This is a genomic window from Variovorax atrisoli (assembly GCF_014195185.1).
GTDB classification, from domain to species: Bacteria; Pseudomonadota; Gammaproteobacteria; order Burkholderiales; family Burkholderiaceae_C; genus Variovorax; species Variovorax atrisoli.
Map to the genome: position 1 here is coordinate 286,128 of NZ_JACIBG010000007.1, position 24,719 is coordinate 310,846.

21 protein-coding genes are annotated in these 24,719 nt (G+C 68.4%); 7 read left to right on the forward strand and 14 right to left on the reverse strand.

All coding sequences use genetic code 11. The features are described from left to right. Window positions 1–9 precede the first annotated feature (9 nt). The 13 genes from FHY06_RS24415 to FHY06_RS24475 are packed head-to-tail and all read right to left on the reverse strand — an operon-like array spanning window position 10 to window position 12,854. The gene (locus tag FHY06_RS24415; protein WP_184606576.1) at window positions 10–1,059 is read right to left on the reverse strand and encodes a hypothetical protein; all 1,050 of its coding nucleotides are present in this window, start codon (window positions 1,057–1,059) and stop codon (window positions 10–12) included. After that, entirely contained in the window at window positions 1,056–2,225 is a 1,170-nt protein-coding gene (locus FHY06_RS24420) for a hypothetical protein (protein WP_184606577.1), read from the reverse strand. Before FHY06_RS24420 ends, FHY06_RS24415 begins: the two co-directional genes overlap by 4 nt. Next, window positions 2,222–3,469 carry a hypothetical protein gene (locus FHY06_RS24425; RefSeq protein ID WP_184606578.1) on the reverse strand — a complete coding sequence of 416 codons (1,248 nt, stop codon included), beginning with the start codon at window positions 3,467–3,469 and terminating at the stop codon, window positions 2,222–2,224. The genes FHY06_RS24420 and FHY06_RS24425 overlap by 4 nt, the downstream gene beginning before the upstream one ends. Then, window positions 3,466–5,400: a PEP/pyruvate-binding domain-containing protein gene (locus FHY06_RS24430; protein ID WP_184606579.1), complete on the reverse strand. Its 1,935-nt coding sequence runs from the start codon at window positions 5,398–5,400 to the stop codon at window positions 3,466–3,468. Before FHY06_RS24430 ends, FHY06_RS24425 begins: the two co-directional genes overlap by 4 nt. A 14-nt stretch (window positions 5,401–5,414) precedes the next feature. Further along, on the reverse strand, window positions 5,415–6,026 hold the full coding sequence (gene dcd / locus FHY06_RS24435; RefSeq protein ID WP_184606580.1) for a dCTP deaminase: 612 nt from the start codon (window positions 6,024–6,026) through the stop codon (window positions 5,415–5,417). Beyond that, window positions 6,023–6,541: a dCTP deaminase gene (locus tag FHY06_RS24440; RefSeq protein WP_184606581.1), complete on the reverse strand. Its 519-nt coding sequence runs from the start codon at window positions 6,539–6,541 to the stop codon at window positions 6,023–6,025. Before FHY06_RS24440 ends, dcd begins: the two co-directional genes overlap by 4 nt. Continuing rightward, window positions 6,522–7,535 carry a fatty acid desaturase family protein gene (locus FHY06_RS24445; protein WP_184606582.1) on the reverse strand — a complete coding sequence of 338 codons (1,014 nt, stop codon included), beginning with the start codon at window positions 7,533–7,535 and terminating at the stop codon, window positions 6,522–6,524. Before FHY06_RS24445 ends, FHY06_RS24440 begins: the two co-directional genes overlap by 20 nt. Continuing rightward, window positions 7,532–8,638 (reverse strand): SDR family oxidoreductase, encoded by a 1,107-nt coding sequence (locus FHY06_RS24450; protein ID WP_184606583.1) that lies wholly within the window; start codon window positions 8,636–8,638, stop codon window positions 7,532–7,534. The genes FHY06_RS24445 and FHY06_RS24450 overlap by 4 nt, the downstream gene beginning before the upstream one ends. Continuing rightward, window positions 8,635–9,096 (reverse strand): aromatase/cyclase, encoded by a 462-nt coding sequence (locus tag FHY06_RS24455; RefSeq protein ID WP_184606584.1) that lies wholly within the window; start codon window positions 9,094–9,096, stop codon window positions 8,635–8,637. The genes FHY06_RS24450 and FHY06_RS24455 overlap by 4 nt, the downstream gene beginning before the upstream one ends. Next, window positions 9,089–10,360: an aspartate aminotransferase family protein gene (locus tag FHY06_RS24460; RefSeq protein ID WP_184606585.1), complete on the reverse strand. Its 1,272-nt coding sequence runs from the start codon at window positions 10,358–10,360 to the stop codon at window positions 9,089–9,091. Before FHY06_RS24460 ends, FHY06_RS24455 begins: the two co-directional genes overlap by 8 nt. Next, entirely contained in the window at window positions 10,357–10,923 is a 567-nt protein-coding gene (locus tag FHY06_RS24465) for a DUF6031 family protein (protein WP_184606586.1), read from the reverse strand. The genes FHY06_RS24460 and FHY06_RS24465 overlap by 4 nt, the downstream gene beginning before the upstream one ends. Beyond that, complete coding sequence (locus FHY06_RS24470) at window positions 10,907–12,007, reverse strand: DUF6001 family protein (protein WP_184606587.1); 1,101 nt, start codon at window positions 12,005–12,007, stop codon at window positions 10,907–10,909. Before FHY06_RS24470 ends, FHY06_RS24465 begins: the two co-directional genes overlap by 17 nt. A gap of 52 nt (window positions 12,008–12,059) precedes the next feature. Beyond that, on the reverse strand, window positions 12,060–12,854 hold the full coding sequence (locus tag FHY06_RS24475) for a phosphodiesterase (protein ID WP_184606588.1): 795 nt from the start codon (window positions 12,852–12,854) through the stop codon (window positions 12,060–12,062). A gap of 166 nt (window positions 12,855–13,020) precedes the next feature. On the opposite strand from FHY06_RS24475, the gene FHY06_RS24480 reads away from it, so the two are divergent. The 5 genes from FHY06_RS24480 to FHY06_RS24500 are packed head-to-tail and all read left to right on the forward strand — an operon-like array spanning window position 13,021 to window position 19,253. Continuing rightward, window positions 13,021–14,898 (forward strand): AMP-binding protein, encoded by a 1,878-nt coding sequence (locus FHY06_RS24480; protein ID WP_184606589.1) that lies wholly within the window; start codon window positions 13,021–13,023, stop codon window positions 14,896–14,898. Continuing rightward, window positions 14,892–16,127, forward strand: a complete 1,236-nt coding sequence (locus FHY06_RS24485) for a multidrug effflux MFS transporter (RefSeq protein WP_184606590.1) — start codon at window positions 14,892–14,894, stop codon at window positions 16,125–16,127. Before FHY06_RS24480 ends, FHY06_RS24485 begins: the two co-directional genes overlap by 7 nt. Further along, complete coding sequence (locus tag FHY06_RS24490) at window positions 16,124–16,996, forward strand: hypothetical protein (RefSeq protein ID WP_184606591.1); 873 nt, start codon at window positions 16,124–16,126, stop codon at window positions 16,994–16,996. Before FHY06_RS24485 ends, FHY06_RS24490 begins: the two co-directional genes overlap by 4 nt. Continuing rightward, window positions 16,987–18,075, forward strand: a complete 1,089-nt coding sequence (locus FHY06_RS24495; RefSeq protein ID WP_184606592.1) for a GNAT family N-acetyltransferase — start codon at window positions 16,987–16,989, stop codon at window positions 18,073–18,075. Before FHY06_RS24490 ends, FHY06_RS24495 begins: the two co-directional genes overlap by 10 nt. A 17-nt stretch (window positions 18,076–18,092) precedes the next feature. Next, window positions 18,093–19,253: a sterol desaturase family protein gene (locus tag FHY06_RS24500; protein ID WP_184606593.1), complete on the forward strand. Its 1,161-nt coding sequence runs from the start codon at window positions 18,093–18,095 to the stop codon at window positions 19,251–19,253. A 56-nt stretch (window positions 19,254–19,309) separates the two neighbouring features. Here the strand turns inward: FHY06_RS24500 and FHY06_RS24505 are convergent, their stop codons facing one another. Next, window positions 19,310–20,626, reverse strand: a complete 1,317-nt coding sequence (locus FHY06_RS24505; protein WP_311733727.1) for a RepB family plasmid replication initiator protein — start codon at window positions 20,624–20,626, stop codon at window positions 19,310–19,312. A 614-nt stretch (window positions 20,627–21,240) separates the two neighbouring features. On the opposite strand from FHY06_RS24505, the gene FHY06_RS24510 reads away from it, so the two are divergent. Then, a complete protein-coding gene (locus FHY06_RS24510; RefSeq protein ID WP_026346703.1) occupies window positions 21,241–22,491 on the forward strand; it encodes an AAA family ATPase in 1,251 nt (416 codons plus the stop codon). 336 nt (window positions 22,492–22,827) lie between these two features. Then, window positions 22,828–23,913, forward strand: a complete 1,086-nt coding sequence (locus tag FHY06_RS24515; RefSeq protein ID WP_184606595.1) for a ParB/RepB/Spo0J family partition protein — start codon at window positions 22,828–22,830, stop codon at window positions 23,911–23,913. Window positions 23,914–24,719: the final 806 nt, after the last annotated feature.

Sequence of the window (24,719 nt, forward strand, 5' to 3'; positions counted from 1 at the left end):
TGCGCGCGCTCAGGCGGGAACCAGCGCCGCGCGGCCCGGCGTACTGATCCAGGGCAAGGTGCCCAGCGCGGCGGCCACGGGCGCGGCCACGCGGCGCTCCATCGCGCGGTCGGCCGGCGGCATGCCGTGCCAAGTGGAGGTGACGAAGGTGTGCGGCCACTCGAAGATGCGCGGGTCGCGCAGCACGTCGTCGATCTCCTCGCCGCGCAGCGCACGGCTGCGCAGCGCCTCGTCCACCGCCACCTCGGGCAGCACGATGCGTTCGAGCCAGCCGCTGCCGACCGGGCTGCGGCCGAGGGCGGCGGCGAAGGCCTCGGGCGTGATCAGGATCTTGTCTGCATCGGCGCGCGACGGATCCAGCGCCGCCGCGGCCTCGTCGCCGAGCCGCTCCACCAGCCCCGGATGCTGCCGCAGCGAGCCCAGGCCGATGTGCGGATAGTCGGGCCAGCCGCGCGCGCGCAAGCGGCCGTCCACCACGTCGAGCAAGAGCTTGTCCCCCGAGAAATAGCCGTGGCCCTGGCCGAGGACGAGATCGAGCATGGTGGTGGTCTTGCCCGCGCCCTTGATGCCGGCGATGGCGACCACGCCCCCGGTCGCGGCGTCGAGCACGGCGGAGCTGTGCAGGATGGCCGTGCCCTTGGACTGTTCGACCAGCAGGCCGAAGTACCGCACCAGCTCGATCAGGTGGATGAACGACGTGGTTTCGTCGCCGTGGAACTCGACCTCGCGGCGCGCGGTGTCGTAGCGGTAGCCCACCCGCATGTCGGCGTCCCAGGCCAGTTGGGAGCCATCGTCCAGCGTGCCACGCCGGACCTTCAGCGTGAAGCCGATGGCGTAGGTTTCGCGGATGGTCATCGCCACGGCGCAGCGCTCGCGCCAAGCGGGCAGGAATCCATCGGCAGGCCGCAACGTCACCGTCAGGTCGGGCTCGCCGTCGCCCGTGCCGATCCACAAGTAGGGCGACAGGAAGGTCCGCAGGCGCGTCGCCAGCGACTGCGAGGCTTCGCCGGCGCGCAGGCGCAGGCTGAACACGGAGTTGGTCAACAGGCTGTCCATCATCGGTGGGCGACTCCTTCGGAAATGCGTTCGTAGACGCGGGCGAGGCCTTGGTCGTCGGCGGCGGCGTGCAGGCCCCGGCGCTGCAGGAAGCGCACGACCTTCTCGCGCAGCGCCGCCTGCTCGCGCGCCACGAGCGCGGCGCTGCCTTCGCCGCGCGTGCGCAGGTAGGCGATCACGCAGTGGAAGACGGGGGCGACGGCGGGAGAACCGGCAGGCGATACGGGCTGGGCGCGGTGGAAGCCGACGCTGAACAGGTTGCCCGTCTCCAGCGATTCGCAGCCCGAGCTCGCCCCCGTGCGGCGCCATCGCGCCACGGGCTGCAGCGGCAGGTCGACGTGCTGTGCGAGATCGACCTCGACGGCCGTGCCGTATGGCCGGTCGGACTCGCGCCGCTCGGTCCAGGCTGCGTCGCCATCCTGGCGCAGCAAGGTGCTGAACTCGCCCAGCGGTTCCAGCGCCTGCGCGCGGCGCTTGCGGCTGAAGAGCGCTGCGTTCGCCCAGCCATGCCGATGGCCGAGGTTGGGCAGCACGCGGCACAGGACGTTGTCGTGGCAGCAGTGCTGCAGCTCGTCGCCGATCTGCGCGACGAAGTCCACGGCGGACTCCGCCTCGGTGCCGGCTGCCAGTTCGTCGAGCCACGCATCGCCAAGTGCGAGCACATCGAGCGGCGCCGCCGTATCGATCGCGACGTGCATGTCGCCCACGGTGGCGTGGACCGCGTAGTGGCATTCGTAGTTGCTGGTCTGCAGGTGGTTGGCCTGGAAGGCCTGCCACAGGCGCTCGTACAGCAGCCCGGGCGCGAAAGGCGCCACCGGCAGCGGCGGCGCGATGAAATGCGTCACGTGGCGGTCGGCCCGATCGACGAGGTGGCGCAGTTGCACCAGCCCGCCACGGATGTCCACGTGGGCCAACGGCATCCAGTCCGGGTCGACGTTGTGGCTCTGGCAGGGCTCCTGCCTGCCGGGCGCCACGGGCTGCCAGGCAGCCTCCACGCAATGCGCTACGACCGCGTGCGCGCCGCGGCAGTCCGCCTGGGCTGCGCGCGCACCCTGGCGTGCGCGCACGCGCTGCACGCGCAAGCGGCGGGCCCCCTCGGGCGACGGCTCCGCATGGCGCAGGCGCCAGTTGCCGAACACGATCAGCGCCTCGTCCAGTGCCGCGCTCATGCGGTGCTCCCCACAGGCAAGGGCGCGGGCACGGGCTGGGGCCGCGCCGGCGCGCCGTCCGCGATCTCGCGCACGAAGTCGAGCTTGGAGTAGAGGTCCTGCTGGTGAGACTGCCGCCACCGCGCCAGCGAGGCGCCCACGAAGCCCGAGATCGCGTCGAAATCCTGCTCCAGTCCTCGCAGCTCGCCGAAGCTGCGGGTGCGGCAGTACTCGACCTCGCACTGCGAGAAGGCATGCGCATCGTCGAGCGTGCGGCACACGTCCATGTAGATGCCGAAGATGTTGCCGGTGGCGAGCGACTCGAACTGCGCGTCGAAGCGCTTGCGCCGATAGGACGGCAGCCGGCGCGTGGCCTCGGGTGTCAGCGTGCGTACGTGCGCCTCAATGTCGGTCATGCCCAGCGACAGGTCGCCCCACAGCGACTCGCGGCGCACCTCGCTGTTCTCGATGAACCACTTGCGCTTGACGGTCATGCGCCCGTCGGCCTGCGGGATATAGGCGATGTAGCCGCTTTCGGCGTTGCCGCCGAGCACCTCGAAGATGTGCTGCTCGTAGTCCCACACCTGGATCTCGCGATCGATCTCGGGCACGAAGTCGGGCAGATCACCCTTGGCGATGACGTCGTGGAAGGCGATCAGGAGCCGCCAGGTGTCGGGGATGCCGCGGAACGTGAACTTGCGCTCCATCTCGAGGTCGGGCCGCCACTTGGTGTACCAGCACTCGTCGCCCAGCGCCGGGCGCAGCGCGGCCAGCACCGGGGCATGGCTCGCGAGCAGGCGTTCGAAGTCGGCCCATGTCGGCGTGCCGCCAGCGGGCGGCGCCTCCTCGCGATAGCGCAGGAACAGGCTGGCGAGTTCGCCCTGCTGGACGAAGTGATGGAAGGCGAGCGTCCCTCCCTCTTCGGTGGCCACGACAGCCGGCGCGATGCGCGCGGGCAGCCCGGCACCGGCATCGAGCGCTGCGGCCAGTGCCGGATGGCTTGCGCAGAGCCAGGCGCAGAAGCCTCGGCTGAGCGCGCGCTGCGGCGCACTGAAGCTGCGGGTCTCGAAGGCGGGACAGTCGGACGGCGCCGCCTCGCGACGACCATCCGCAAGCCACACGGAATGCAGGCGCAGGTCGCCGCCGCGCACGTAGAAGCTGTTCGCCCCCTTTCGCAGCCCGGCGCCGCGGCAGACGAGCACGGCCGCGAGCGCGCGCGGCTCGGCGTTCGCCTGAACCAGGAAGTAGACCGTCTCCTCGCTCATGCGGCCTCCGGGCTGGTGCGCGCGGCACGCGGCGCGGTGCGCGCCTCGATCGTGAGGCTGCCCCCGTCGAGCCCGCGCGCATAGAGAGCGCGCGAGGCAATGGCGGGCACCTGGCCCTCTCGGAGCAGGATCGCGAGGTGGCACAGCATGGAGGCCTGCTCGAACACGAAGCCGCGCACGTAGGGAATGAGCGCGGCCAGTGCCGCATAGGGGCGCGGCGCCACCACGATCATCTCCCCACCGCCTGCGCGCGCGCGCTCGGCCAGGCGCACCATGGCCGGCCCGAGGCTCTCGGCGCTCGGCATGTGGCTGATCGACACGGTCGCGGCGATGCTGATGTCCTCCAGGTGCCCGTCAGCCGACACCACGAGCGCCGCGCCTTGCGCGAAGCCGGGCGAGATGGTGCGGCGGCCCTCCTCCTCATGGCTGTCATCCAGCTGCGCGGCATGCAGGCTGCGGATCGGCGAGAAGTCGATCAGCCTCAACCCCCCCGCCCCGGCCACCCATTCGAGCTGGACCGGACCGAAGCGCGCCACCGCCGCATGGGTGGCCTCGTAGAGCTGCTCGCGCTGCCTGGTGCCGAACGGTGCCGCCGCGGCGGATTGCGCGCCGACAACCTGCCCGCCGCGTCCCAGAAAGAAGGTATGGGTCTGCGCCGAACCGCGGTTGATCGCCAGCAGCCCGTCGGCGGAGCACTCGCAGAGCACGCCGCCGTCCGCGGTAGGCTGCGTGATGAGCCCCCAGTCGCCGCGCACGTAGTCGCGGATCACGAAGGTCGACGCCTTCGCCCCCAGCACCTCGCGAAGCCGCGAAGCGAGTTCGCGCGTGGGCAGCACCTGCTGGCGCAGGCCATCGGAGAAATCGAGCACGACGCTGTCCTCGCCGAAGCGGCTGCACAGTGCCTCCATTCGCGAGGCTGCGCCGAAGCCATCCGCATTGCCGCGCACCAGCAAGGCGGTGCCCGGTGCCACGCCGTGCGCATGGGCCAGCACCGCCAGCGGCCGGCGCTTGGTGCGAAAGTAGTTCGCGAAACCCGGCAGCGGGCGGAAGGCGGCGATGTCCTCGTCGGCAGCCAGATAGAGATCGGTCCACGCGGCCTCGGGCGCATCGTCCGTCGCCGTGCCCAGCGAGGTGATCGGCCGGCCCTGCAGGACCCACACCCGCTCGCCGTCGCTGGCCCACTCGACGTCGACCGCGGTGCCCAGCTGCGCTTCGACCGTGCGCACGATGGCGGCCAGCTCGACCAGCATCTCCTGCGCGTCGCGCAGCGGCGCATCACCGCTCAGACCCCCGGTGCCCCATCGCACCGACTGCGAGACGGCCGCACCCGACACGAGGACGTCGCCGATCCCCTGCACCGCCTCGACCAGCAACTCGGGGCGCCCGTCGATCGGGTCGTGGCTGAAGGCGACACCCGCCCATCGGGCGTCGACCATCCGCTGCACGATCACCGTCATTTCCACCGGTGCGTCGAGCAGGCCGCAACGCAGCCGCTCGACGGCCGCGCGGCGCGAGAAGGCGGAGCGCCACACCCGGGAGATCGCGCCCTTCAGCGCGGCCATGCCTTCGACCTGCAGCACGGATTCGAAGATGCCGGCGAAGCTGTGCGCGGCGCCGTCCTCGATGCCGCCCGAGGAACGCACCGCCAGCGGCGTCGCGGGCGAGAGTTCCGCGGCCTGCATGCAGGCGGCGAGCCGCTCGTCGGCATCGTCCGCCCATCGTGGCGAGGGGATCGCCTCGAGGCGATCGAGGTCGCGGTCCAGGAAGGCACCCGCCGTGAGGCGGATGCCCGCGAGCACCTCCTGCGCCTGCGCGCGCACGGCGCCGTGGTCGACCCACAGCGCAGCCAGCTGCGCGTCGTCGAGGGAGAAGAGCGCGGGCACGGGCACCGCGTGCGAGAGCGCGACGAGCGTGCGGTACTTGGAAGACATCGGGCGCGCTCCCCTCAGACACCGTCGAGCTCGGCCGCGCGCGCGTCGACGATCTCCAGCGCAGGCTGCGCCGCCATGGGCATCGGCGCGTGCAGCGGCATGGCCTTCTTCTGGTAGTCCATGAAGATGCGCGAGGCAAAGGCCTCCGTCGCGCCCTGGTACTTGCCGTCGTAGAGGTCGATGTCGCCCTGCACCTCCCAGAACATCATCTGCCCGATGTCCATGCCGGCATAGACGCGGATGCGGTTGATGGCCAGCAGCTGGATGGTCCACTTGCCCACGAAGCCGATGTCGCCGAGCGAGGCCGACAGGTTGATGAACATGCCCAGCCGCGCGATCGAGGAGCGCGCCGCGTAGGTCGGCACGAACTTCGTGCTGCCCATGGTCTCCATGGTGGTGGCGAGATACAGCCGCATCGGCTCGAGCACGAAGCCCTCGGGGCCGATGTGGATGTCTTCGGTGGGCTTTTCCTCCTTGATGTCGATCACGCCCTCCTGGTACACCTTCATGTGCGGCGCCAGCCTGAAGTTGTAGCTGTTGGGATTGACGTTCTTCTGGAGGAACGGCGAGATGGTGATGTCGCCGTCATGAACGCGTCGGGAGATCTCGGTGCCTGTAAGGATCATTTGGAGTCCATGATGATTCGCGAGGGAACAACACCTTCCGAACCCACGTAGCGGCCCTGATACTTCAGTTCTCCGCCGAGGTTGGTCCAGAAGCAAACCTTGCCGATGCGCGCGCCCGCATAGACGCGCAGCGGCTGCGTGACGACGATCTCCAGGGTCCAGCAGATCACCGCGCCCGTGTGGCCGAGCGGCGCGCTGGTCTGGATGAACATGCCACACAGGGCGGTCGAGAGATTCGCGTAGAGCTCGCTGGCGAAGTGCACGCCGCCGATGCGTTCGGCCGTCTGGCCGAGATAGAAGCGGTTGGGGTGCAGCACCAGCCCTTCCTCGGGGATGGTGTGGCGGATCACCTGCAGCCCGAGGTGGGGATCGATCTGGTCCGAGCTGTATTCGAGGATCTCCGCGCCCAGGCTGCAGCCGTACGAGTTCTGCTCGACCTGCCTGTCGTCGAACGGCTCGATGACGATCGAGCCCGCCTCGCGCATGCGGCGGATTTCACTTCCCGTGAGGACCATGTGCGCCTTTCTCCGCGGCAGCGCGCGCCGGCACTTCGCCTGCGGCCGGATAGAGTTCGTGGATCAGCGAATGCGGGCCGATGAAGTAGCCGCGCGTCGGGTTGGCCGCGGCGCAGCGCGCGTCGCCGGCGGCGAGAAGGCGCGAGAGCCGCGGCAGGTTGTAGCTGGGCACCGCCGGACAACTGTGGTGCTCCCAGTGCCGGTTGATGTGGCAGGGCGCCCAGAGGAAGCGCTCGATCCAGCCGACGCGCAGGCTGCGCGCCGCGGTGTGCGCCGGGTGATTCAGCCGCCCCCCATGCTCCGCGATGCCGCGCACGCGCAGGATCGCGGGCATGAACAGGAGGACGGGCGCCAGCCAGTACAGCACGAACTCGCGCCACACGCCGAACCACGCCACCAGCGCGGCCACCACGGCGATGAAGGCCACGGCCAGGCAGCGATCGAGCCCGGTGCCGGGCGACTGCCTGGAGAACAGGCCCAGCATGCCGAAGCTGTTGGCCGAGCGCAGCGTCGCCAGCGTGGTGAGGCCCGAGGCGTCGCGCAGCAGCAGCGCAAGAAAGCGCCCCCGCGTGGCGGGAATCTCCGAGTCGGCGAGATCCGGGTCCCCCTCGTCGTTGAGATGGCGGTGATGCCTGAAGTGATGCGCGCGGTAGCGCGCCACGCTCAGGGTCAGCGGAAAGGCCAGCAGCAGGTTGCCGACGATGTCGTTGACGAGGCGGTCGCGCGCGAGCAGGCGATGCGCCGCCTCGTGCATGAGCACCAGCATCGCATGCTGCCGCGTGGCGATGACCAGCATCGCGGCGATCGTCGCCGGCCACTGGCCGATGCGCTGGGCCGCCACGATCGCCAGCGCGCATACCAGCCACTGCGTAAGAATCTGCAGCGCGCACCGCCAGGGCCGCAGGGTGGCGAGCTCCTGCAGCGTGCCCGGCCCGAACGGCAGGCGCAACGGCTTCCCGCCGATCGTGGTGTTCATGCCCGGCGCCGCAGTCATGCGACCTGCTCCTGGACGGCCGCATCGGCGGCGGACTGCGCGCGCATCGTGCGCGGATGGCATGCGATCCAATGGTCGACCACGCGCGGCAGGAAGCCCAGCGGATCCGGCGCGGGCTCGCGCACGTGCAGGGGGGCGCGCACGCGGTCGCTGCTCGCATAGGTGCCGTAGACACGCAGCAGCCGCTCGAAGTAGCGGAAGTCCGAACGCGAGATGCCCGGCGGCTGCCACGCGGCCAGCGCGCGCTTCAGGAAGCCCCACTGCCGATCGCGCAGGATGGGCACCGGCGCAACCTCCGGCAGCCCGTGGCGGCGCCGCGCGAGCGCGATGCGCTCCTCGATGAGCCGCACCACGGCCTCGTAGCGCACGCGCTGCTCGCCGGCGGAGGCGACGCATTCGCGCGGCTCGCCGTCGGCCGCGCAGCGCAGCACCATCGCATGCAGTTCGGCGACCACCCAGTCCACCGGAACGATGTCGAGCAGCCCGTCCTTGTTGCCCACGAGGAAGGGCGGGTGGAAGGCGGCGAGGAACTTGATGAGGGGATAGAGGCCGTTGAAGCGCGCGATCTCCCCGGTGCGGCTGTCGCCGACCACCAGGCTGCAGCTGAAGGTCGATATCGGCAGGCGGGCACCGAACGCCTCGCGCAGGCTGCGCTCGGCCATGGCCTTGCTCTCCTCGTAGCCGTTGCGGTATTCCCAGTCGTGGGTGCGCGTGTAGGCCGTCGAGACGTAGACCATCTGCGGCCGCTTCGAGCAGCCCAGCAGCAGGCGCGCGAAGTTGTGCGTGCCCCGCACGTTGAGCTGCAGCATCTCCTCGCAGCTCTTGTCCCAGGACACGTCCGCGGCCAGGTGCACGCCGATGGTCGGCATGTCGTCGGCGGCCATCGCGCCGAGCGCCGCATCGACGGACGCGTCGTCCGACAGGTCGGCCTCGACGACCTCCAGGCGCGGGCGCAGCGCGGCCGGCAGCCCCTCCTCCAGCGCCGTGCGTGCCTTGTGCGAACGCAGCACGCAGACCAAGCGCAGGCCGGCGTCGTGCACGAGCAGGGCGGCCGCGAGCGGCATGCCGACAGTACCGCTGGCGCCGCTGAGCAGGATTCTCATGAGCCGACCAGCAGGCCGTCGGCGACGGCCATGCGCGTGCGGATGCCCTCCAGCATCTGGCGGCTGTTGGCGCGGATCGCGCGTTCGCCGATGGGATGCAGCACCTCGGCGAGCGACGGGATGCCGAGATCGAAGCTCACGTCGAGTTCCACGCTGAGGTTGCCGTCCTCGGCCTCCAGCACGCGCCACTGTCCGCGCCACACTTCCAGGTCGCCGTCGGTCTGCTCGAAGACGATGCGGTGGTCGTCGGTGAGGAGGTCGCGCTCGGTCCACGACAGCTCGCTGCCGTTGAGCAGCACCCGCCAGTGGCTCAGGATCTCGCCGGCCGTTCGTCGCTCCACGCGCACCTCGAGCACGTCCTGCATGAAATCCGGATAGCGCTCGAAGTCGCACAGCGTGAGCCAGAGGCGTTCACGGTCCATCGGACCCATGGCGAGCGATGAGTTGACGTCAGGCATTGGCGAGAGGCTCCTTCTGGGGCGGGGAATGACGGACGGGAAGCGCGGCGACGCTGTCGCAGAAGCGCTCGATGCCGTCCACGAGCGTTGCTTCGTCGATGACCGCGGGCGGGTACACGCGCACGACGTTCGGCGCCGTGAGACAGAAGGCGACCAGCAGCTTGCGCTTGGCGGCCTCGATGATCATCTGCCCGGCATCGCCCGTGTCCTTGAACTCGACGCCGATCATGAAACCCTGGCCACGGATGGCCGCCACGCCAGGGTGCGCGCCGATGCGCGCGGCCAGCGCCTCGCGGCAGCGCGCACCCAGCCGCGCGATGCGCGGCGCGAATGACGCCTCGTTGACCACGTCGATCACCGCGTTGACCACGGCGCCCGCCAGCGGGCTGCCCGCGAACGAGGAGGCATGCACGACCGGGTCTCGCGCAGCGGCGCCGAACTGCGCGGTATCGAACAGCGCCGCGGCCACCGGGAACATGCCGCCGCCGAGCACCTTGCCCAGCAGGCGGACGTCGGGCGAGACCGGGCACACGAGCTCTCCTGTGCGGCCCAGGCCGGTCTGGATCTCGTCGAGCGCGAGCCGCGTGCCGTGGGCGCGCGTGAGCGCCCGCAGGGCCTGGAGGAAGGCCGGGTCCACGGGGCGGATGCCGCCCTCGCCCTGCACCGGTTCGATGATCGCGGCGGCATACGTGCCGCTGGCGAGTGCGGCCTCCACGGCCGCGAGGTCGCCCACCTCGACGAAGCTCGACTGTCCATCGGTCAGCAAGGCGCCGTGACGCTCGTAGCCGTGGCTCACGCTCAACGCGCCGGGCGTGCGCCCGTGGTAGGCGTGGCGAAACGCGAGGATGCGCCGCCGGCCCGTGGCGATGCGCGCGAGCTTGAGCGCCGCCTCCACCGCCTCGGAGCCGGTGTTGGCGAAGATGAGGTTGTCCAGCGGCGCACCGCCCAATGCGAGCAGGCGTTCGGCCGCGCTCACGATCGGCTCGTTGGCGAGGATCTTCGAGGAGAGCCCCATGCGCGCGGCCTGGGCCGTGAGCGCGTGAACCACCTGCGGATGGGCGTGACCCAGCAGGTGCACGCCGAAGGAGCCGAAATCGAGCCAGCGGTTGCCCGCGCTGTCCTCGATCCAGGCGCCGCTGGCGCTGCTCTCCGAACTCGCGAGCCCGGCCATCTTGAGCATCAGGCCCTGCTGGCGGCCGAAGACCGTGCCGTAGCGGTCCGCGAAGGCGTTCTTGCGCCCCATGGCGAGCGGGTTGTCGGTCATAGCGAGGTCATCAGGGGCGCAAGGAAGCCGGCGTCGCAGCCCACGCGCTCGCAAGCCTTGTTGGCGCTGCGCAGGAAGCGCAGCACGTGGCCCTGGTTCTCGGGCTGCAGGGCGTCGACGAGGTCGCTCGGAAACGCCGCGAGCAGTTCCTCGAGCACGGCGGTGAGCCGATCGACCTCTGCGGCGTCGGTGGCCACGTCCAGTCCGAGCACCCGCGTGGCCGTGGCGCCATCCATCGCCGCCACGTCGCCCAGCCCGTAGGCCATGAGCATCGGCAGGCGGTGCATCTCGGGCGGTGCGGCCACCCGGCCCAGCACCGCATCCACCTGCAGCAGCAGTTCTGCGATCTTGATCTTCACGAGCGCCGCCGCATCCGGGATGTCGCGCGCGCCGGCCAGGTCCTCGATGTAGGCGCGCAGTTCGGTCATGAGCAGCCACGCGGCGGTGATCGTGGAAGTGACATGCTCGCCCGCGGCGAACCGGTAGCCCGCATCGATGCGCGGGAGCCAGCGGATGCCGCGCGTCGCCGGCGAGCAGGGCGAGGGCTCAGGCAGCGAGCGCATGGACGTCCTCCTTGGTTTCATCATCGGTGCAAGCGACCGCCACGAGCGAGAAGCTCAGCGTGCCGCTGTGTGCGGCACGCAGCAACGCTGCGGCCTGCGCCATATCGAGCATGGCCAGGTCCGCGAGGTGCGCCGGCGGCACGAGCATGTCGGTCAGCGGCGCGAGGCGCGCGCGATCGTCCTCGCCGATGAGGAAGGCCGAACGCCTGTCGAGCGCCGCCTGCGTGCAGGGGGTCTGGGCGGAAGGCAGTGCCGCACGCGGCGAAATCTCGCCGGTAGGCGCGCCAGCCAGCACACCGAGGCGTGCATCGATCTCCCCCAGCGCGTCGATCTCTCGCGCGGTGATCGCGTGCAGGAAATCGCTGGTCCGAGACCACGTGGCGTCCAGCAGCTCCCGCAATTGCGGATCGACCACGCGCATGCGCGGGCTCGCGGCCTCGCGCCAGCGCCGCAGGGTCCACTTCTTGTTCGACAGCACCCAGCCGCCGAGCGAGAGCGCGGCCGCCATCGCGGCCAGGCATGCATTGACCAGATGGCCGCGCGCGGCCTCGAGCTCGCCGGCGCGCAGCGCCAACAGGGCGCAGACGCGGCTCTGGTGGAAGGCGTCGTACTCCTGCGCAGCAGCCACGGGCACCAACGCGCCCAGGTGGGACAGGTGATGTGCGCGGCCGTCTGTGGCGACCGCATAGACGACGCGTTCCAGGTACTTCCTGCGCACCGCGTGGCCCGCGTCCCAGCGCTGGTAGCCGGCCAGTCGCTGCGGCAAGTCACGCGTCGACAGCGATGCAAGATCGGCAAAGGCGCGCGCCAGATCGTCGGCGCCCATCGGCAGGATCTCGCAGTGCTGCCCGCCACGATGGATCTGGGTCGCCATCTGCCCCTTGCTCACCGCCTGCGGCGTCACGCAGACCAGGTCGATGTCGCTGGTGGCCGTGGCGATCCCGTGCACCGGCGAACTCGTGAGCAGCACCAGCGCGTCGTCGAAGCCCTGCTCCTCGGCCAGTGCCTGCAGCAGATCGAAGCCGATGTTCCGGCTGCGCAGGAACTCGGCGGCATTGGCGGTGACGAAATCCGTGTAGTTCACTGTCTTCTGGCTCCGCTGGTTCGAGGGTGATCGACGTCTTCGATGGCCGTGCTCAGGCGAATCCGTAGGGACCCGCGAAAGCGCCGATGTGGCTCACGTGGCTGACCATGCCATGGGCCTCGTCCCACAGGTGCAGCATGCAGCCGCGCGGTCCGATGTGCGACTGCGGCGGCGCGTCGGCGGCAAGCTGCAGATCGATCTCGGTGGTGGTGCTCGGGCAGGAACAGACAACGGTGCCGGCCCAGCGCCGCAGCATCGTGCGATGCACGTGGCCGCACAGCACGAGTTCGACGTTGGGTGCGCGGCGAACCACCGCCTCCAGCTGCTGTGTCTCCATGCAGCGGTAGATGTCCATGTAGGGGATTCCGCTGATGAAGGGCGGGTGATGAAGCATGAGCACGGTGGGCTTGGCGGTGTCCTGCGCGAGCGTGTGCGCCAGCCACTCGACGGCCTGCGCGTCGACGTGTCCGTGGTGCTTTCCGACGGGGCACGAGTCGAGCCCGATGAAGCGCACCGGATGGTCGTCCACGCACCAGTGCAGAGCGCCTTCGGCCGGCAGATAGGGCTGGTCCCGGAAGGCGATGCGGAAGTTCTCGCGGTGATCGTGGTTGCCGGGGATCACGAGGAAGGGAATGCGCGATGCCGAGAGCAGCTCGCGGACCATCGCGTATTCCTCGGGCCGTCCCTCGTCCACGAGGTCGCCGGTGATCAGCAGCAGGTCGGGCAGCCGATCGAGCGCGTGCACATGCGCAAGCGCTTCCGAGAACATGCGGTTCGACGCCGCGACGCCCTGGTAGAGCACGCCTTCCGGGCGGATGTGCGGATCGGACAACTGCGCAATGAGCATGTGACTCCTCGATGAACAGGCTGTCATGGTGTTGTCATGCGCAGGGTGCAAGCCATACGCCCGATGGCGTAGCAGAACAAAGTATTCAGGGCACACACAACGCATTTCGCTTGACGTAAAAACGCGCGCTGACATCGGGCCGTTCCGATCGAGGAGGAATGGAATCATGAGTTCGCCACGTCTCGCGCCTGCGGCGACGTCCATGACGTCGCACCCTGCGCACGACATGCGCTACGCGACCCGGCAGCCGTTGAAGCCGTATCCGCCGACGCTGCTGGAGCACCTCGACGCATGGGCGAGCGAGACACCCGAACGCGTCTTCCTCGCGCAGCGCGATGGTGCGGCGTGGTGCACGGTGCGCTATGCCGCTGCACGCGAACGCGTGCACGCCATCGCGCGCATGCTGCTGGACGATGGCGCACAGGCCGGCAGCACCTTGCTGCTGATCGATGCCAACTCGATACCGCACGCGCTGCTGTCGCTCGCGGCGATGGCCATCGGCGTGGTGGTCGTTCCGCTATCGCCGGTGCACCTGCACAGCGCACAGGGCCTGGCACGCATCGAGAGCATCGCGCGGCGCGTGCGACCAAGCCTCGCGTACATGGCCGATGCGGCGGTGATCCGGCCCGCGCTCGGCGACGCGGGCGCCTGCCGTTGGCTGTCTGCGCAGATGCTGGACGATGCCGGCTCGCGCAACCATGCCGACACCCTGCATGCGCTCTTTCGCGAACGCAGGATGCGCATCGACGGCGACACGCGCGCCAAGCTGCTTCTCACCTCGGGCTCCACGGGGCTGCCCAAGATCGTGATCCACACGCAGCGCATGCTCTGCGCGCAGCAGCAGCAGATGGCGCAGCTCTGGCAGTTCCTCGAAGACCGGCCGCCCGTGCTGTGCGACTGGCTGCCATGGAACCACACCTCGGGCGGCAACAACAGCTTTAACATGACGCTGCGCAACGGCGGCACCCTGTTCATCGACGACGGACGCCCGACGCTCAAGGACATCGCGCGCAGCGTGCGCAACCTGCGCGAGGTGTCCCCCACGTGGTACACGAACGTGCCGCTGGGCTACGCGGCGCTGCTGCCGCATCTGGAGGCGGACGCCTCCTTCACCGAGGCCTTCTTCCGTCGCCTCGACCTGCTGGTGTATGGCGGCGCCCCGCTGCCTGCGGACCTGTGGCGCCGCATGGATGCGCTGTGCCGCCGCAGCACCGGCCGTGGTGCGCGCTGGGCCAGCGGCTGGGGGCTCACGGAGACCACTTCCACCTCGGCCATCACGCATTTCGAGACCGGCGGCACGGGCGAGATCGGCGTGCCGCTGCCGGGCATGTGCTTCAGGCTCACACCGCGGCGCGGCCTCTATGCCGTGGCGGTGAAGGGACCCAACGTCACGCCGGGCTACCTCGACGACGAGGAACGCACGCGTGAAGCCTTCGACGACGAGGGCTTCTTCCGCACCGGCGACCTGGTCTCGCTGGCGGACCCGGCAAATCCCGACGCGGGGCTGCGCTACGAAGGGCGATCAAGCGACGAGTTCAAGCTGGCGAGCGGCATCTGGGTGGTGCCCGGGCGCATCAAGGCCAACCTGCTGTCGCACACCGGCCCGCTCGTGCAGGACGTGGTGGTGGCGGGCCCCGGTCGAACGCGGCTGATCGTCTTCCTCTGGCTGAACGCGGAGCTGGTGCGGCGCGACTTCGACGATGACGGCGCAGGCTCGAACAACGCGCACGGCGAGGCCCTGCGGGCCTTCCTCGAAGGCGCCCTGGCGGCCTACAACACGACCCACACGGGGTCGAGCGAATCGATCGCCCAGGCCTGCGTGTTGGCGGAGCCGCCGAGTGCAGCCCTCGGAGAGCTCACGGACAAGGGCACGATCAACCAGCGCCGCTTCCTCGCGCACCGCGCAGACTTCGTCGAAGCCCGGTACGCGCAGCTGGACCTGCGCTCGGGCGCGGTCGATTTCGCGCAAGCGCAGAACCCGGTCGCGCACCCGGCCGCGGCTCCTGTCACGCACCCCGTTGCGCACACGGCCGCCGCATGCTGACCCCGACTGCCATCGCCAGGCCCACGCCCCGGGAGTTCATCGTGCTGGCCGCTGCCGTGATGTCGGTGAACGCCGTGGCAGTCGATGCCCTGCTGCCAGCGCTGGCCGCCATCGGGACCGCGGTGAACGCGGGAGAGGACAACCGCAGGCAATGGCTGATCACCGCCTACCTGATCGGCTTCGGCATCTCGCAGCTGGTCTACGGCACGCTGTCGGACCACTACGGCCGCAAGCCCCTCATGCTCGCGGGACTGGCCATCTATGCGTGCTTCGCTGCGGCGAGCGCATTCGCCGGCCGCTTCGAGACCGCGATCGTCTTGCGCGTGCTGCAGGGCTGCGGCGGCGGCATCAGCGTGCTCGCGGTGTCGATCATCCGCGACCGCCATTCGGGCGACTCGATGGTGCGCGTGATGTCCCTGGCCTTCCTGCTGTTCCTGGGCGTGCCGATCTTCGTTCCCTCGCTGGGGCATGCGATCCTTGTGCTGTCGTCGTGGCAGTGGGTGTTCGCGGCGATCGCGCTCTTCGGTGCGCTACTGCTTGCCTGGGTGGCGCTGCGCCTGCCCGAAACGCTCCCGCCGGAACGGCGCATGCCGCTGTCGCCGCGGGCGGTGTCGCGGGCGTTCGCCGACGTGCTGAGCCGGCGCGAATCGCTGGGCTACACGCTGGCGTCCACCGCGCTCGTGGGGGCGCTCTTCGGCATCGTCACATCGGGGCAGCAGCTGTTCGCGAACGTGTTCCGCGCGCCCGAGGTCTTTCCGCTGGTCTTCGGGACGGTCGCTAGCTGCGTCGCGCTCGCGGCGCTGCTCAACGGACGCGCGGTCGGCCGCTTCGGCGCGCGTCGTACGTCGCATGCCGCGCTGATGGGCTATCTGCTGGTCGCATCCGTGCACGCCGGCGTGGCCTGCTCGGGGCTGGAGCGGCCGTGGGTGTTCACGGTCCTACAGTCGGCGCTGATGTTCTGCTTCGGCCTGATGCTCGCCAACTTCGGCTCGCTCGCCATGGCCAGGCTCGCGCACGTCGCGGGCACCGCGTCCGCGGTCCAGAGCCTGGTGATCAATGTCGGCGGCGCGCTGATCGGCATCCTGATCGGCCAGCGCTTCGACGGCACGGCGGTGCCGATGACGCTGGGGTCGATGGCCTGCGGCCTGATGGCGCTCGCGATGGTGCTCGTCGCCGAGCACGGGCGACTCTTTCGGCCGGTGGCGGTGCCGATGCAGGTGGCTGGATGACGCGCACCTCGTCCATGCCGGCGCCGCGCCCAGACCGCGCGCTCCTGCGGGCGCCCAACGTGGAGCCCGCGCTCTTGCAAGGCTTGCACGAGTTCATCGCAAGGCGGAATGCCGCCGACGCCTTGCTGCCCGGCCGCCCCCTCGTGGAGATCGCAACGACCAGGGCCCAGGTGGCGCTGGCCGCGCAGCTCATGGCCCAGGCTTTCGTGCACAACCATGACAAGGGCTGGCTCGCATGGCTGCCGCCATCGGAGGTCGCGCGCATCCGCGCAGGCGATACGGTGCGGGCACAGGAGAAGATCGCGCGCGTGATCGGCTACCTGTGCGCAGCGTCGATGTTCGAGGGCGGCCTCGTGCTGCTGGAGTCCGCGCAGACGCCGGACGGGCGCACGGTCCGCGGCGCATCGCTGTGGCGTCTGCCTGCCGCGGTGCACCGCCGCGAGCCCTGGTGGCACCTCTTTGCGTTCGGCGTTCCTGCGGCTCTGCGCAGCTATGGCCTGCGTCGGGCGATCGCCGCCGCAGGCGCCGCCGATGCACTGGTACGGGCCGCGCGGGAGTCGATGGACCGACTGGGCTTCCCGGTTCGCGGCATCCATGCCGAGATGGGCTGCGTGCGCCCCGCGCACCAGGGACAGCGCGTTTCCCGCCGCATGTTCGAACCCTTCCGGATGCTGGCCGACCGCTTCGATCTCGTGTACCGGCTGGAAAGCAGCAGCCCCGAGACCAACGACCAGCGTGTCTTTTCCAACTTCCGCTTCGAGAAGATCGGCGAGCACCGCTTCGGCGCCTCGCGCTTCAACAGCGTGGGGCCCTACACGATCAACCTCATGGTCCGCAAGCCGCAGCCGAGCGCAAAGTCATGCCCCTGAGTTTTCTTCCGGTCGAAGATCCCTTCGAGGGGACCTTCCGCTCGCTGTGGAGCGAACGTGTGGCGCACAGCGAGCTGTCGCTGGACCTCGACTTCCTGCGCCTGCTCGCCGGGGCGCAGCCCGAGGCGTCGTACCGCTTCGTGCAGGCCAGGGACGATGACGGGCAAGTTCGCGCCATCGCCTGCTATGCGATCAGCCGCATGCGCCTGCTTCGCTTCGTTCCGCTGCGCGTGCTGGTGCTCGGCGGCATGATCGCCGCGGGCAAGGCCTTCTGGTTCGACGCCGCCGCGGTCGATTTCGCGGAGTTTCTTTCCGGCTTCCAGACTTTCGTGCGGCGCAGGAAGGAGTGCGACCTGCTGGTGTTCAAGGAGTTCTCCGCAGGCAGCGACGACGAATCGATCCACGCCATGACCCAGGCCGGCTTCATCGCGCAGATGTGCTACGACCGCAGCCGCCTGACGCTGCCGCCGGACGGACGGATGCAGAGCTTCCTGGCGCAGCTGCCGTCCAAGAAGCGGCGGCAACTGCGCCAGGCGATGGCGCTCGGCGAGGCCGCGCACCTGGAGGTCGAGGTGCACGAGCACTTCGACCACCTCGTCGATGCGACCTACGGCCTCTACCAGGCGGTCAACGCGAGGGCGAGCGAGGCGCGCACGCCCGCGCTGCCGCGCAGTCTCTTCTCGGCGCTCGGAAAGGCCGGCGGCGCCGCGCGAATGATGACGATCTCGCAGGACCGCAGGCCCGTCGGCTTCGGCTTGCTGATGCAGCGCGACGCCAAGCTCAAGTGCATGGTGATCGGGCTCGACTACGCGGTCTCCCGGGACCTGCAGCTGTGGTACCTGATCGTCCTTCACTCCATCCAGCATGCGCTGGACCAGGGATGCAGCAGCGTCGACCTCGGGTCGACCAACCACGGCATGAAGCGCAAGTTCGGCGCCGAGCGGGAAGAGGTCTGGATCGGCGTGCGCCACCGGCACGGCTGGGTCACGCGACTTCTGGCGCCGCTGATCCGGCGGACACTCGCCGCCACCTACCGGCCGGCATCGCGGCCGCTGTCGCCCTCCTCCGACCCCGCCTGATCCGCGCAGGAGCAGCCATGTACCGCACGATCATCTACGCCATACCGCTGTTCGCCTTGCTGATCGCCTGCGAATTCGCATGGGGGTGCCTGCGCGGGCGAAACACCTATCGGCTCAACGACTTCGTCAGCAATCTGAGTCACGGCCTGCTGAGCCAGGTCGTTGCCGTGTGCACGCCGTTCCTGCAGATCGGCTTCTACACGATGGTGTTCCCGTTCGCCGCGCGCTGGTCGAATCCGGAGTTCTGGTCGAGCTGGACCGGCATCGGGCTCGCGGTGATCCTGTTCGACTTCTGCAACTACTGGGTCCATCGCGCAGGGCATGAGTGCGCGGTGTTCTGGGCCGCGCACGCCGTCCACCACCAGAGCCAGGACTTCAACCTCTCGGTCGCGCTGCGGCAGGGCAGCGCAGTGAGCCTGCTCGGCTGGATCTTCTTCCTGCCGATGGCGCTGATCGGCGTTCCGCCCAGGAACTTCGGCATCGCGGCGCTCGTGCTGCTCGTCTACGGATACTGGGTGCACACGCAGCACATTGGAAAGCTCGGCTGGTTCGACCATGTGTTCTCGTCGCCCTCGAACCATCGCGTGCACCATGCCATCAACGCCGAGTACCTCGACCGCAACTACGGCGCCCTGCTGATGATCTGGGACAAACTGTTCGGGACCTTTGCCGAGGAGCGGGCGACATGCGTCTACGGCACGCTCAAGCCGCTCAACACCTGGAATCCGTTGCGGGCCCTGTTCGGTCTGTACATGACCCTCGCCAGCGCCGCATGGCGCACGCCGCGGTGGAGCGACAAGTTTCTGCTGTGGTTCAAGGCACCCGGCTGGCAACCGGGCGGGGTCACGGGCGATGTTTCAGGCGAAGTGCCCGCGGACCATTGCAGCGGCGGCGCAGCCGCGCCCTACGACCCCGTGCTCGCGCCGGCCCAGCAATGGACGGCCATCTCCCAGCTCGTGCTCTGGCTCGCAGTCATCCTCGCTTTCCTGTGGCAGGCTCAGCCCTCGTCCTATGCAGTCAATGCGCTGATGCTCGGCGCGAGCATCACAGGGCTTTGGCTCACAGGCGCGGTGCTCGATTCGACCTTGCGCGTCCACTGGGCCTGGGTCATGCAAGCGATCGTGCTGGGGCTGGTTCTGATCTGCGTGTTCGACATCCGGAACCTCATAGCCGGGTGATCGCATTCAGGCGTCGAGCAGCTCAGTGAGCGCCCGCTCGCGCCCGCCGGCACCGCTCACATGCCGGCGACGCCCTGCGCCAGAGCGAAGTCGAGCAGCACGCGGTCGGAAGGCTCCTCGGGCCAGGTGACCTGGGCGAGCCAACGATGGAAGGTCGTTCCCGCGATGCGGCTGGCCGGTCCGTCGCGCCGCCAGGCCCGCGCAATGGGCGTGGCGATCTGCGCGAGCCGTTCGGTCTCGAAGCGCGAGCGCATCTCGGCCTGCATCGCTTCGGGCATCTCCTTGTAGAGCGCCTTGGCCTTTTGCATCCGGTCGTTCTCCCACAGTTCACGGATGCGATGCATGCGGTCCTCGCCGCTCGCAGCGGGCGCGGCGCGTCCTTGCGCGAGGGCGGGCGCGGACGCGGACGCGGGTTCGGAGACTTCGATCGCGCCCTTCACGCCTGCGTACCCCTTCTTGAGCGCGTCCTTGAAGTACGCTGCCGGCGACTTGAGCGCCGGCAGCGACTGGCTGCGAAGACGCTGCTCCACATGCTCAAGCGTGCCGCGCAACTGCGCTTCGTCGGTGGTGGCGTACAGGTCCTGGGCTTCGTCCTGCTTGATGCCGAGCGCGATGAGCTTGCCGACCAGTTCGAGGTCGAAGACGTTGCGGCTGGGATCGTCGGCGGCGCCGAGCCGCTGCTGCACCTTGGGCAGAACGCGGAACTGGATCTCCTCGATGCGGCGCCCCCTCTTGTGCTCGATCAGTTCGAGACTGAAGTCCTCGCACAGGGCGTCGATCTCCGCGAGGGCCTTGCTGATCACGTCGCGCTTGAGAAAACGGTAGTCGACCTCGGTGATGTCGCTGCGCCCCGTGAGAACCGCGGCCCACCACAGGACGTCCTCGCGCATCGACAGGCGGCTCGGCGAGGTGAGATAGCGCGCGCCGATCTCGTAGAGCACGGCCGCCGGATAGCTGCGCATCTGGCCGCTGATCTCCAGCAGCACGCGCGTGTACTGGTGCGGTTTCACCAGGCGTTCGCGGATCTCTTCCGGGTAGCGCCAGGTGATCGTGCACGGCCGCCCCCTGCCCTGCTCCTCGATCGTCACGGTGCCGAGCAGTTGTGACGACACCCAGCGTTTCAGGCCTGCGCCGCTGGTCGACCATTCGATGGTGGTCGCCTGCATGTCGCGCAGGTGGGACTTCAGCAGTTCGGTGTTGTTCGAGTTGAAGCGGGCGTCGCCGATAAGTTCGCTGAGCGCGAGCTTGTAAACGGGTTCGTCGACCCCCTGGCGCTGCGAGTGGTACAGCAGCGCGTTGTAGATGCGGCGGGACAGCAAGGTCAGCCGGCCGCGCTTGGGGCGGATGGCGATGGCCTCATTGGCCTTCGCCACGCTCTGTTCGTCAGGGGCCTGCGCTGGTTTGGGCGGCTGTCGCGTAACTTCGCCGTCTTCCATTGGGGCCTCGTTCGGGGATATGCGGATTCACATCATGCCGCTGTTTTGTGAATCGGTCAATTTACAAAGCTACGAAAGCTCTCTTGAGACTTTGAAAGAGAACACTTGAGGAGGTTGAAGAATTGAGGGAGCTGTTTTTTCAGTCCTGACAAGGGTTTGGAAGCGTTTCTGTAAGTACCGTTGGGATTTGACGTGAGAGGTTTTGGGATTGAATGTGAGCTCGATTGGGGTTTTGGGATGTTTGGCGTGTGGATGGTTGGGATTTGGCGTGAGTGGACTGGGGGGTGGTTGCACCCACGCTGGGGGTTGCCGGGGCCTGAAGCCCGTGAATTGACGGGGTCGGTGCTTCTCATCGCCGCCGAATGGCTGTCTCGAGCTCGATTCCGTTCACCCGAGAGGCGGCGGCGGGAGGACAATCCCAATCGATCTCACCTCGGTCCCCAAACGTTCTCACAATCGGTGTACGGCTCGGGGTGCCTGTATCGGCAGTTCTTGTTCATTCGACAGAATCCCATAGAATGGCTAAATTCTGTCGAATAAGGCTGTTCTTCATGGCATTGCCCGTCCCCGCCGGGGTTGGAAACCAGGTTTCCACACCCTCCCCCTCTTCCACCGTCGCTGCATCTCCCGAGCGCGCGCGCATCGATATGCCGCGCATCGCGGCGCTGGCTGTCCGCGCAGGCTCCATGGTCGAGCAGATCCGTGGGCGCCTGCTGGCACCCGAGGCGCGCAAGGTTGCGCCGGTGTATTCCACTGCTCAGTTGGCGGCCCTGTGCGGCGTCGACAAGGCACATGTGGCCTACCGCATCACCAAGGAGGATCTGCCCAGTGGCCGGCTGACGCCCGCTGGCGGCAAGCGCAACTTCGAGCTCAGCGAACTCCGCGCCTGGACCCGCACGTACCGCGCGGACAAGATGCGACCCGCGGGCAAGAAGGCATTCACGATCGCGGTGGGTAACTTCAAGGGCGGCGTCGCCAAGACGACGACCGCCATGGTGCTGGCACAGGGCCTGAGCCTGCGCGGTCACCGGGTGCTGGCGATCGACACCGATCCGCAGGGCTCGCTCACGACCCTGCACGGTCTGCTGCCCGAGGCTGAGATCAGCGAGGACATGACCATTGCCCCGCTTTGCGACGGCAGCCAGTCCGACATCCGTTATGCGATCCGCTCGACCTATTGGGACGGGCTGGACCTGGTGGCTGCGGCCCCCTTCCTTTTCTCGGCCGAATTCGCACTGCCCGCGCGGCAGATGCAGGAACCGGGTGCGCGGTTCTGGGACGTGCTCAACGCGGGCCTGGAGAGCGTGCGCGATCTCTACGACGTGATCATCATCGACACGCCTCCTTCCCTGTCTTATGTGACCATCAATGCGCTGTGGGCTGCCAACGGGATCGTGGTGCCGGTGCCGCCGTCCGGGCTGGACTTCGCTTCCTCGGCGCAGTTCTGGTCACTGCTGGCGGACCTGGGCGCGAACCTCGATGCGCAAGGCGGCGACATGGCCGGCAAGGCCTTCGATTTCCTGCACGTGCTGCTCAGCCGCGTCGATCCGAGCGATCCCGCCACGCCGGCGGTGCGGCAGTGGATCCAGGCGACGTACGGCGAGTACACGCTGCCCGTCGAAATCCCGAAGACCAGCGTGACGAGCAACAAGGCGGCAGAGTTTGCGACCGTCTATGACGTCCAGAAATACGAAGGCGCTGCCAAGACTTACAAGCGCGCGTCGGACGCCTATGACGCGTTCGTCGATCTGGTCGAGCAGTCCGTGGTGAGCAGCTGGGCAGACAAGGCACAGGTGCAATGAGGCAGGCCATCCATCAATTCACGAAGTTGCGGGCGCGGCGTGGAAACCAGGTTTCCAGCTTCGCATGTCTTGTCCGTCGTATGGCGATCCATACCGGAACCCGTTGGATGGTCTGGCGGCGACATCTCGGCGGCGCGACAGATGTCCACCAATGTCTGTCGACCGCAATGCAGGTGTGGAAACCGGGTTTCCACGGGCAGGCATCAATCCTGACCTGCCATCTGGAACCCAGCCTTTCAGTCCATTCAGTGCCGGCGGCTCGCCCGCCCGCACCCAGCCAGGGGCGCGCGGTGCGCGGTACCTGGAAACCAGGTTTCCACCGCCAAGGAGATTCCAATGGCTAGTACCCGCAAACGCCTCGAAGCCCTGACCGCGGGATTGTCGATTCCCGAACCGGCGCCTGCATCGGTGGCGCCCGCGGCCCCAGTTGGGGTGGCGCCGGTCTTTCCAGGTGCGGCAACAGCTGCACCCATGGAAACCAGGTTTCCACCGGCCCAGACCGGAGCGATGGCACCACGCACGGGGCCGGGCCAGATGCTGGCATTCCGCGGCCAGATGCAGGCAGTGGAAGGGGAACTTGCGGCCTTGCGCGAGCGCCTCCAGCAGCATGACGGATCGACTCCGACGCGCAAGCTCGACCCCAAGACCATCCGTGCATCGCGATGGGCGAACCGCCATCCGGCCTCGTTCGAGACAGCGGCATTCGCCGCGCTGAAGGCCGACATCGAACAGGCGGGAGGCAACGTGCAGCCGATCCTGGTGCGCGCCCTGCCGGACGAGCCTGGCCAGTACGAGCTGGTGTTCGGTCATCGGCGCCATCGCGCATGCCTGGATCTCGGCATTCCTGTACTGGCGGCGATCTGGGTCGACGAGCTTGGTGACATCGAGCTGTTCACGGCCATGGACCGTGAGAACCGCGAGCGCACGGACCTGTCGGCGTACGAGCAGGGCGTGATGTACCAGCGCGCGCTCGACGAGCAGCTGTTCCCGACCCAGCGCCAGCTTGCTGAAAAAGTGGGGCGCAGCCACACCTGGGTGCGCAAGGCGTTGATGGTGGCTCAGCTGCCGTCAGCCGTGCTCGAGTGCTTCCGCAGCCCGTTGGAGGTGCAGCACCGCCATGCGGAGCAACTCAATGCTGCCCTCGACAAGGATCGCCGCAGCGTCCTGAAGCGCGCCGAGAAGGTCCGGGGCCTGAAGCTCGCACCCGCTGCGGTGGTGGCACGCCTGCTCGGCATGGAGGCGGCGGCGAAACCGGAAAAGCTCGCGATCCAGAGCGATGGCAAGACGGTGGGTTCATGCCAGCGCGCCGTCGACGGGACCGTGACGCTGACATTGCTGCCTGGTGCCATGTCTGAAGTGGCATCGGATGCACTGGTCCGATCCGTGGCGGAGACCCTGCAGCGGGTCCGCCTGCTGGGCTGACCGGGGCGCCATTGCGCCCTATGTGAGCCCCGTTGGGAAACGAAGCGGGGCCTGAATGTCAGAAGGAGAGGGAAGGGCGCCGCCCTCTCTTCATCTGAATCGCTCGGCTGCGAGGGCGGGCAAGGCCGGCACAGCCATTGGCCGCATCGATAACGCTCCCAGCAAATCGAATGCGCCTATTCGCGCAACCAGGGGCGCTCCGTCCTCATCCACGGCATATCGGGCGGAACATGGGGGCTTTGGTTCCTGTGTGCAGAAGGGATGCGAGCAGACGACTCGTGGCACCCCTCCATCTAATCTTGAGGCGATGCCTGCCGGCTGTGCCGCCAATGCCAAAGATGCGCTGGCCAGTCGAGCCGTCAACGCGCTTCCGCTGCCACGAATGCCTCAGCAGCCAGGTGCCAATGAACCTCGATCAAGGCGACCGCAATATCTCCGAGTTCATCCCATCCGCGCTGCGCCGACAACATCGATCGACGGACTCCGAGACATGAAAGCACTGGTTCTGGAAAAGCGCACGAACTCAAGCTGCGAGCTCAACATGCCGCTTCAGGTGGGGCCGCGTGACGTGAAGATCTGCACGCACCGTGGATAGAGCACGGCTTCCCGGTTCGGAACATAAGTCACGGCCGACCAGCTCCCGGACCAATAGCGCAAAACCTCCGAAGCTGGCTCGTCCGGTGGCTTTGTTTAGTATGTTTGCGCCCACTTCTCAGCGCATTCCTAAATCCCAAATAACCACACATTTCAAATCGGCGAGGTTGGGAGTGAATGCTGCGCCGTCGCTGGGCCTGAGCACTGCGCCT

Excerpts from the sequence above, each read along its gene's own strand:
- FHY06_RS24415 (WP_184606576.1), bottom strand. The coding sequence starts at position 1,059 with ATGATGGACAGCCTGTTGACCAACTCCGTGTTCAGCCTGCGCCTGCGC.
- FHY06_RS24420 (WP_184606577.1), bottom strand. The coding sequence starts at position 2,225 with ATGAGCGCGGCACTGGACGAGGCGCTGATCGTGTTCGGCAACTGGCGC.
- FHY06_RS24425 (WP_184606578.1), bottom strand. The coding sequence starts at position 3,469 with ATGAGCGAGGAGACGGTCTACTTCCTGGTTCAGGCGAACGCCGAGCCG.
- FHY06_RS24430 (WP_184606579.1), bottom strand. The coding sequence starts at position 5,400 with ATGTCTTCCAAGTACCGCACGCTCGTCGCGCTCTCGCACGCGGTGCCC.
- dcd (WP_184606580.1), bottom strand. The coding sequence starts at position 6,026 with ATGATCCTTACAGGCACCGAGATCTCCCGACGCGTTCATGACGGCGAC.
- FHY06_RS24440 (WP_184606581.1), bottom strand. The coding sequence starts at position 6,541 with ATGGTCCTCACGGGAAGTGAAATCCGCCGCATGCGCGAGGCGGGCTCG.
- FHY06_RS24445 (WP_184606582.1), bottom strand. The coding sequence starts at position 7,535 with ATGACTGCGGCGCCGGGCATGAACACCACGATCGGCGGGAAGCCGTTG.
- FHY06_RS24450 (WP_184606583.1), bottom strand. The coding sequence starts at position 8,638 with ATGAGAATCCTGCTCAGCGGCGCCAGCGGTACTGTCGGCATGCCGCTC.
- FHY06_RS24455 (WP_184606584.1), bottom strand. The coding sequence starts at position 9,096 with ATGCCTGACGTCAACTCATCGCTCGCCATGGGTCCGATGGACCGTGAA.
- FHY06_RS24460 (WP_184606585.1), bottom strand. The coding sequence starts at position 10,360 with ATGACCGACAACCCGCTCGCCATGGGGCGCAAGAACGCCTTCGCGGAC.
- FHY06_RS24465 (WP_184606586.1), bottom strand. The coding sequence starts at position 10,923 with ATGCGCTCGCTGCCTGAGCCCTCGCCCTGCTCGCCGGCGACGCGCGGC.
- FHY06_RS24475 (WP_184606588.1), bottom strand. The coding sequence starts at position 12,854 with ATGCTCATTGCGCAGTTGTCCGATCCGCACATCCGCCCGGAAGGCGTG.
- FHY06_RS24480 (WP_184606589.1), top strand. The coding sequence starts at position 13,021 with ATGAGTTCGCCACGTCTCGCGCCTGCGGCGACGTCCATGACGTCGCAC.
- FHY06_RS24485 (WP_184606590.1), top strand. The coding sequence starts at position 14,892 with ATGCTGACCCCGACTGCCATCGCCAGGCCCACGCCCCGGGAGTTCATC.
- FHY06_RS24490 (WP_184606591.1), top strand. The coding sequence starts at position 16,124 with ATGACGCGCACCTCGTCCATGCCGGCGCCGCGCCCAGACCGCGCGCTC.
- FHY06_RS24495 (WP_184606592.1), top strand. The coding sequence starts at position 16,987 with ATGCCCCTGAGTTTTCTTCCGGTCGAAGATCCCTTCGAGGGGACCTTC.
- FHY06_RS24500 (WP_184606593.1), top strand. The coding sequence starts at position 18,093 with ATGTACCGCACGATCATCTACGCCATACCGCTGTTCGCCTTGCTGATC.
- FHY06_RS24510 (WP_026346703.1), top strand. The coding sequence starts at position 21,241 with ATGGCATTGCCCGTCCCCGCCGGGGTTGGAAACCAGGTTTCCACACCC.
- FHY06_RS24515 (WP_184606595.1), top strand. The coding sequence starts at position 22,828 with ATGGCTAGTACCCGCAAACGCCTCGAAGCCCTGACCGCGGGATTGTCG.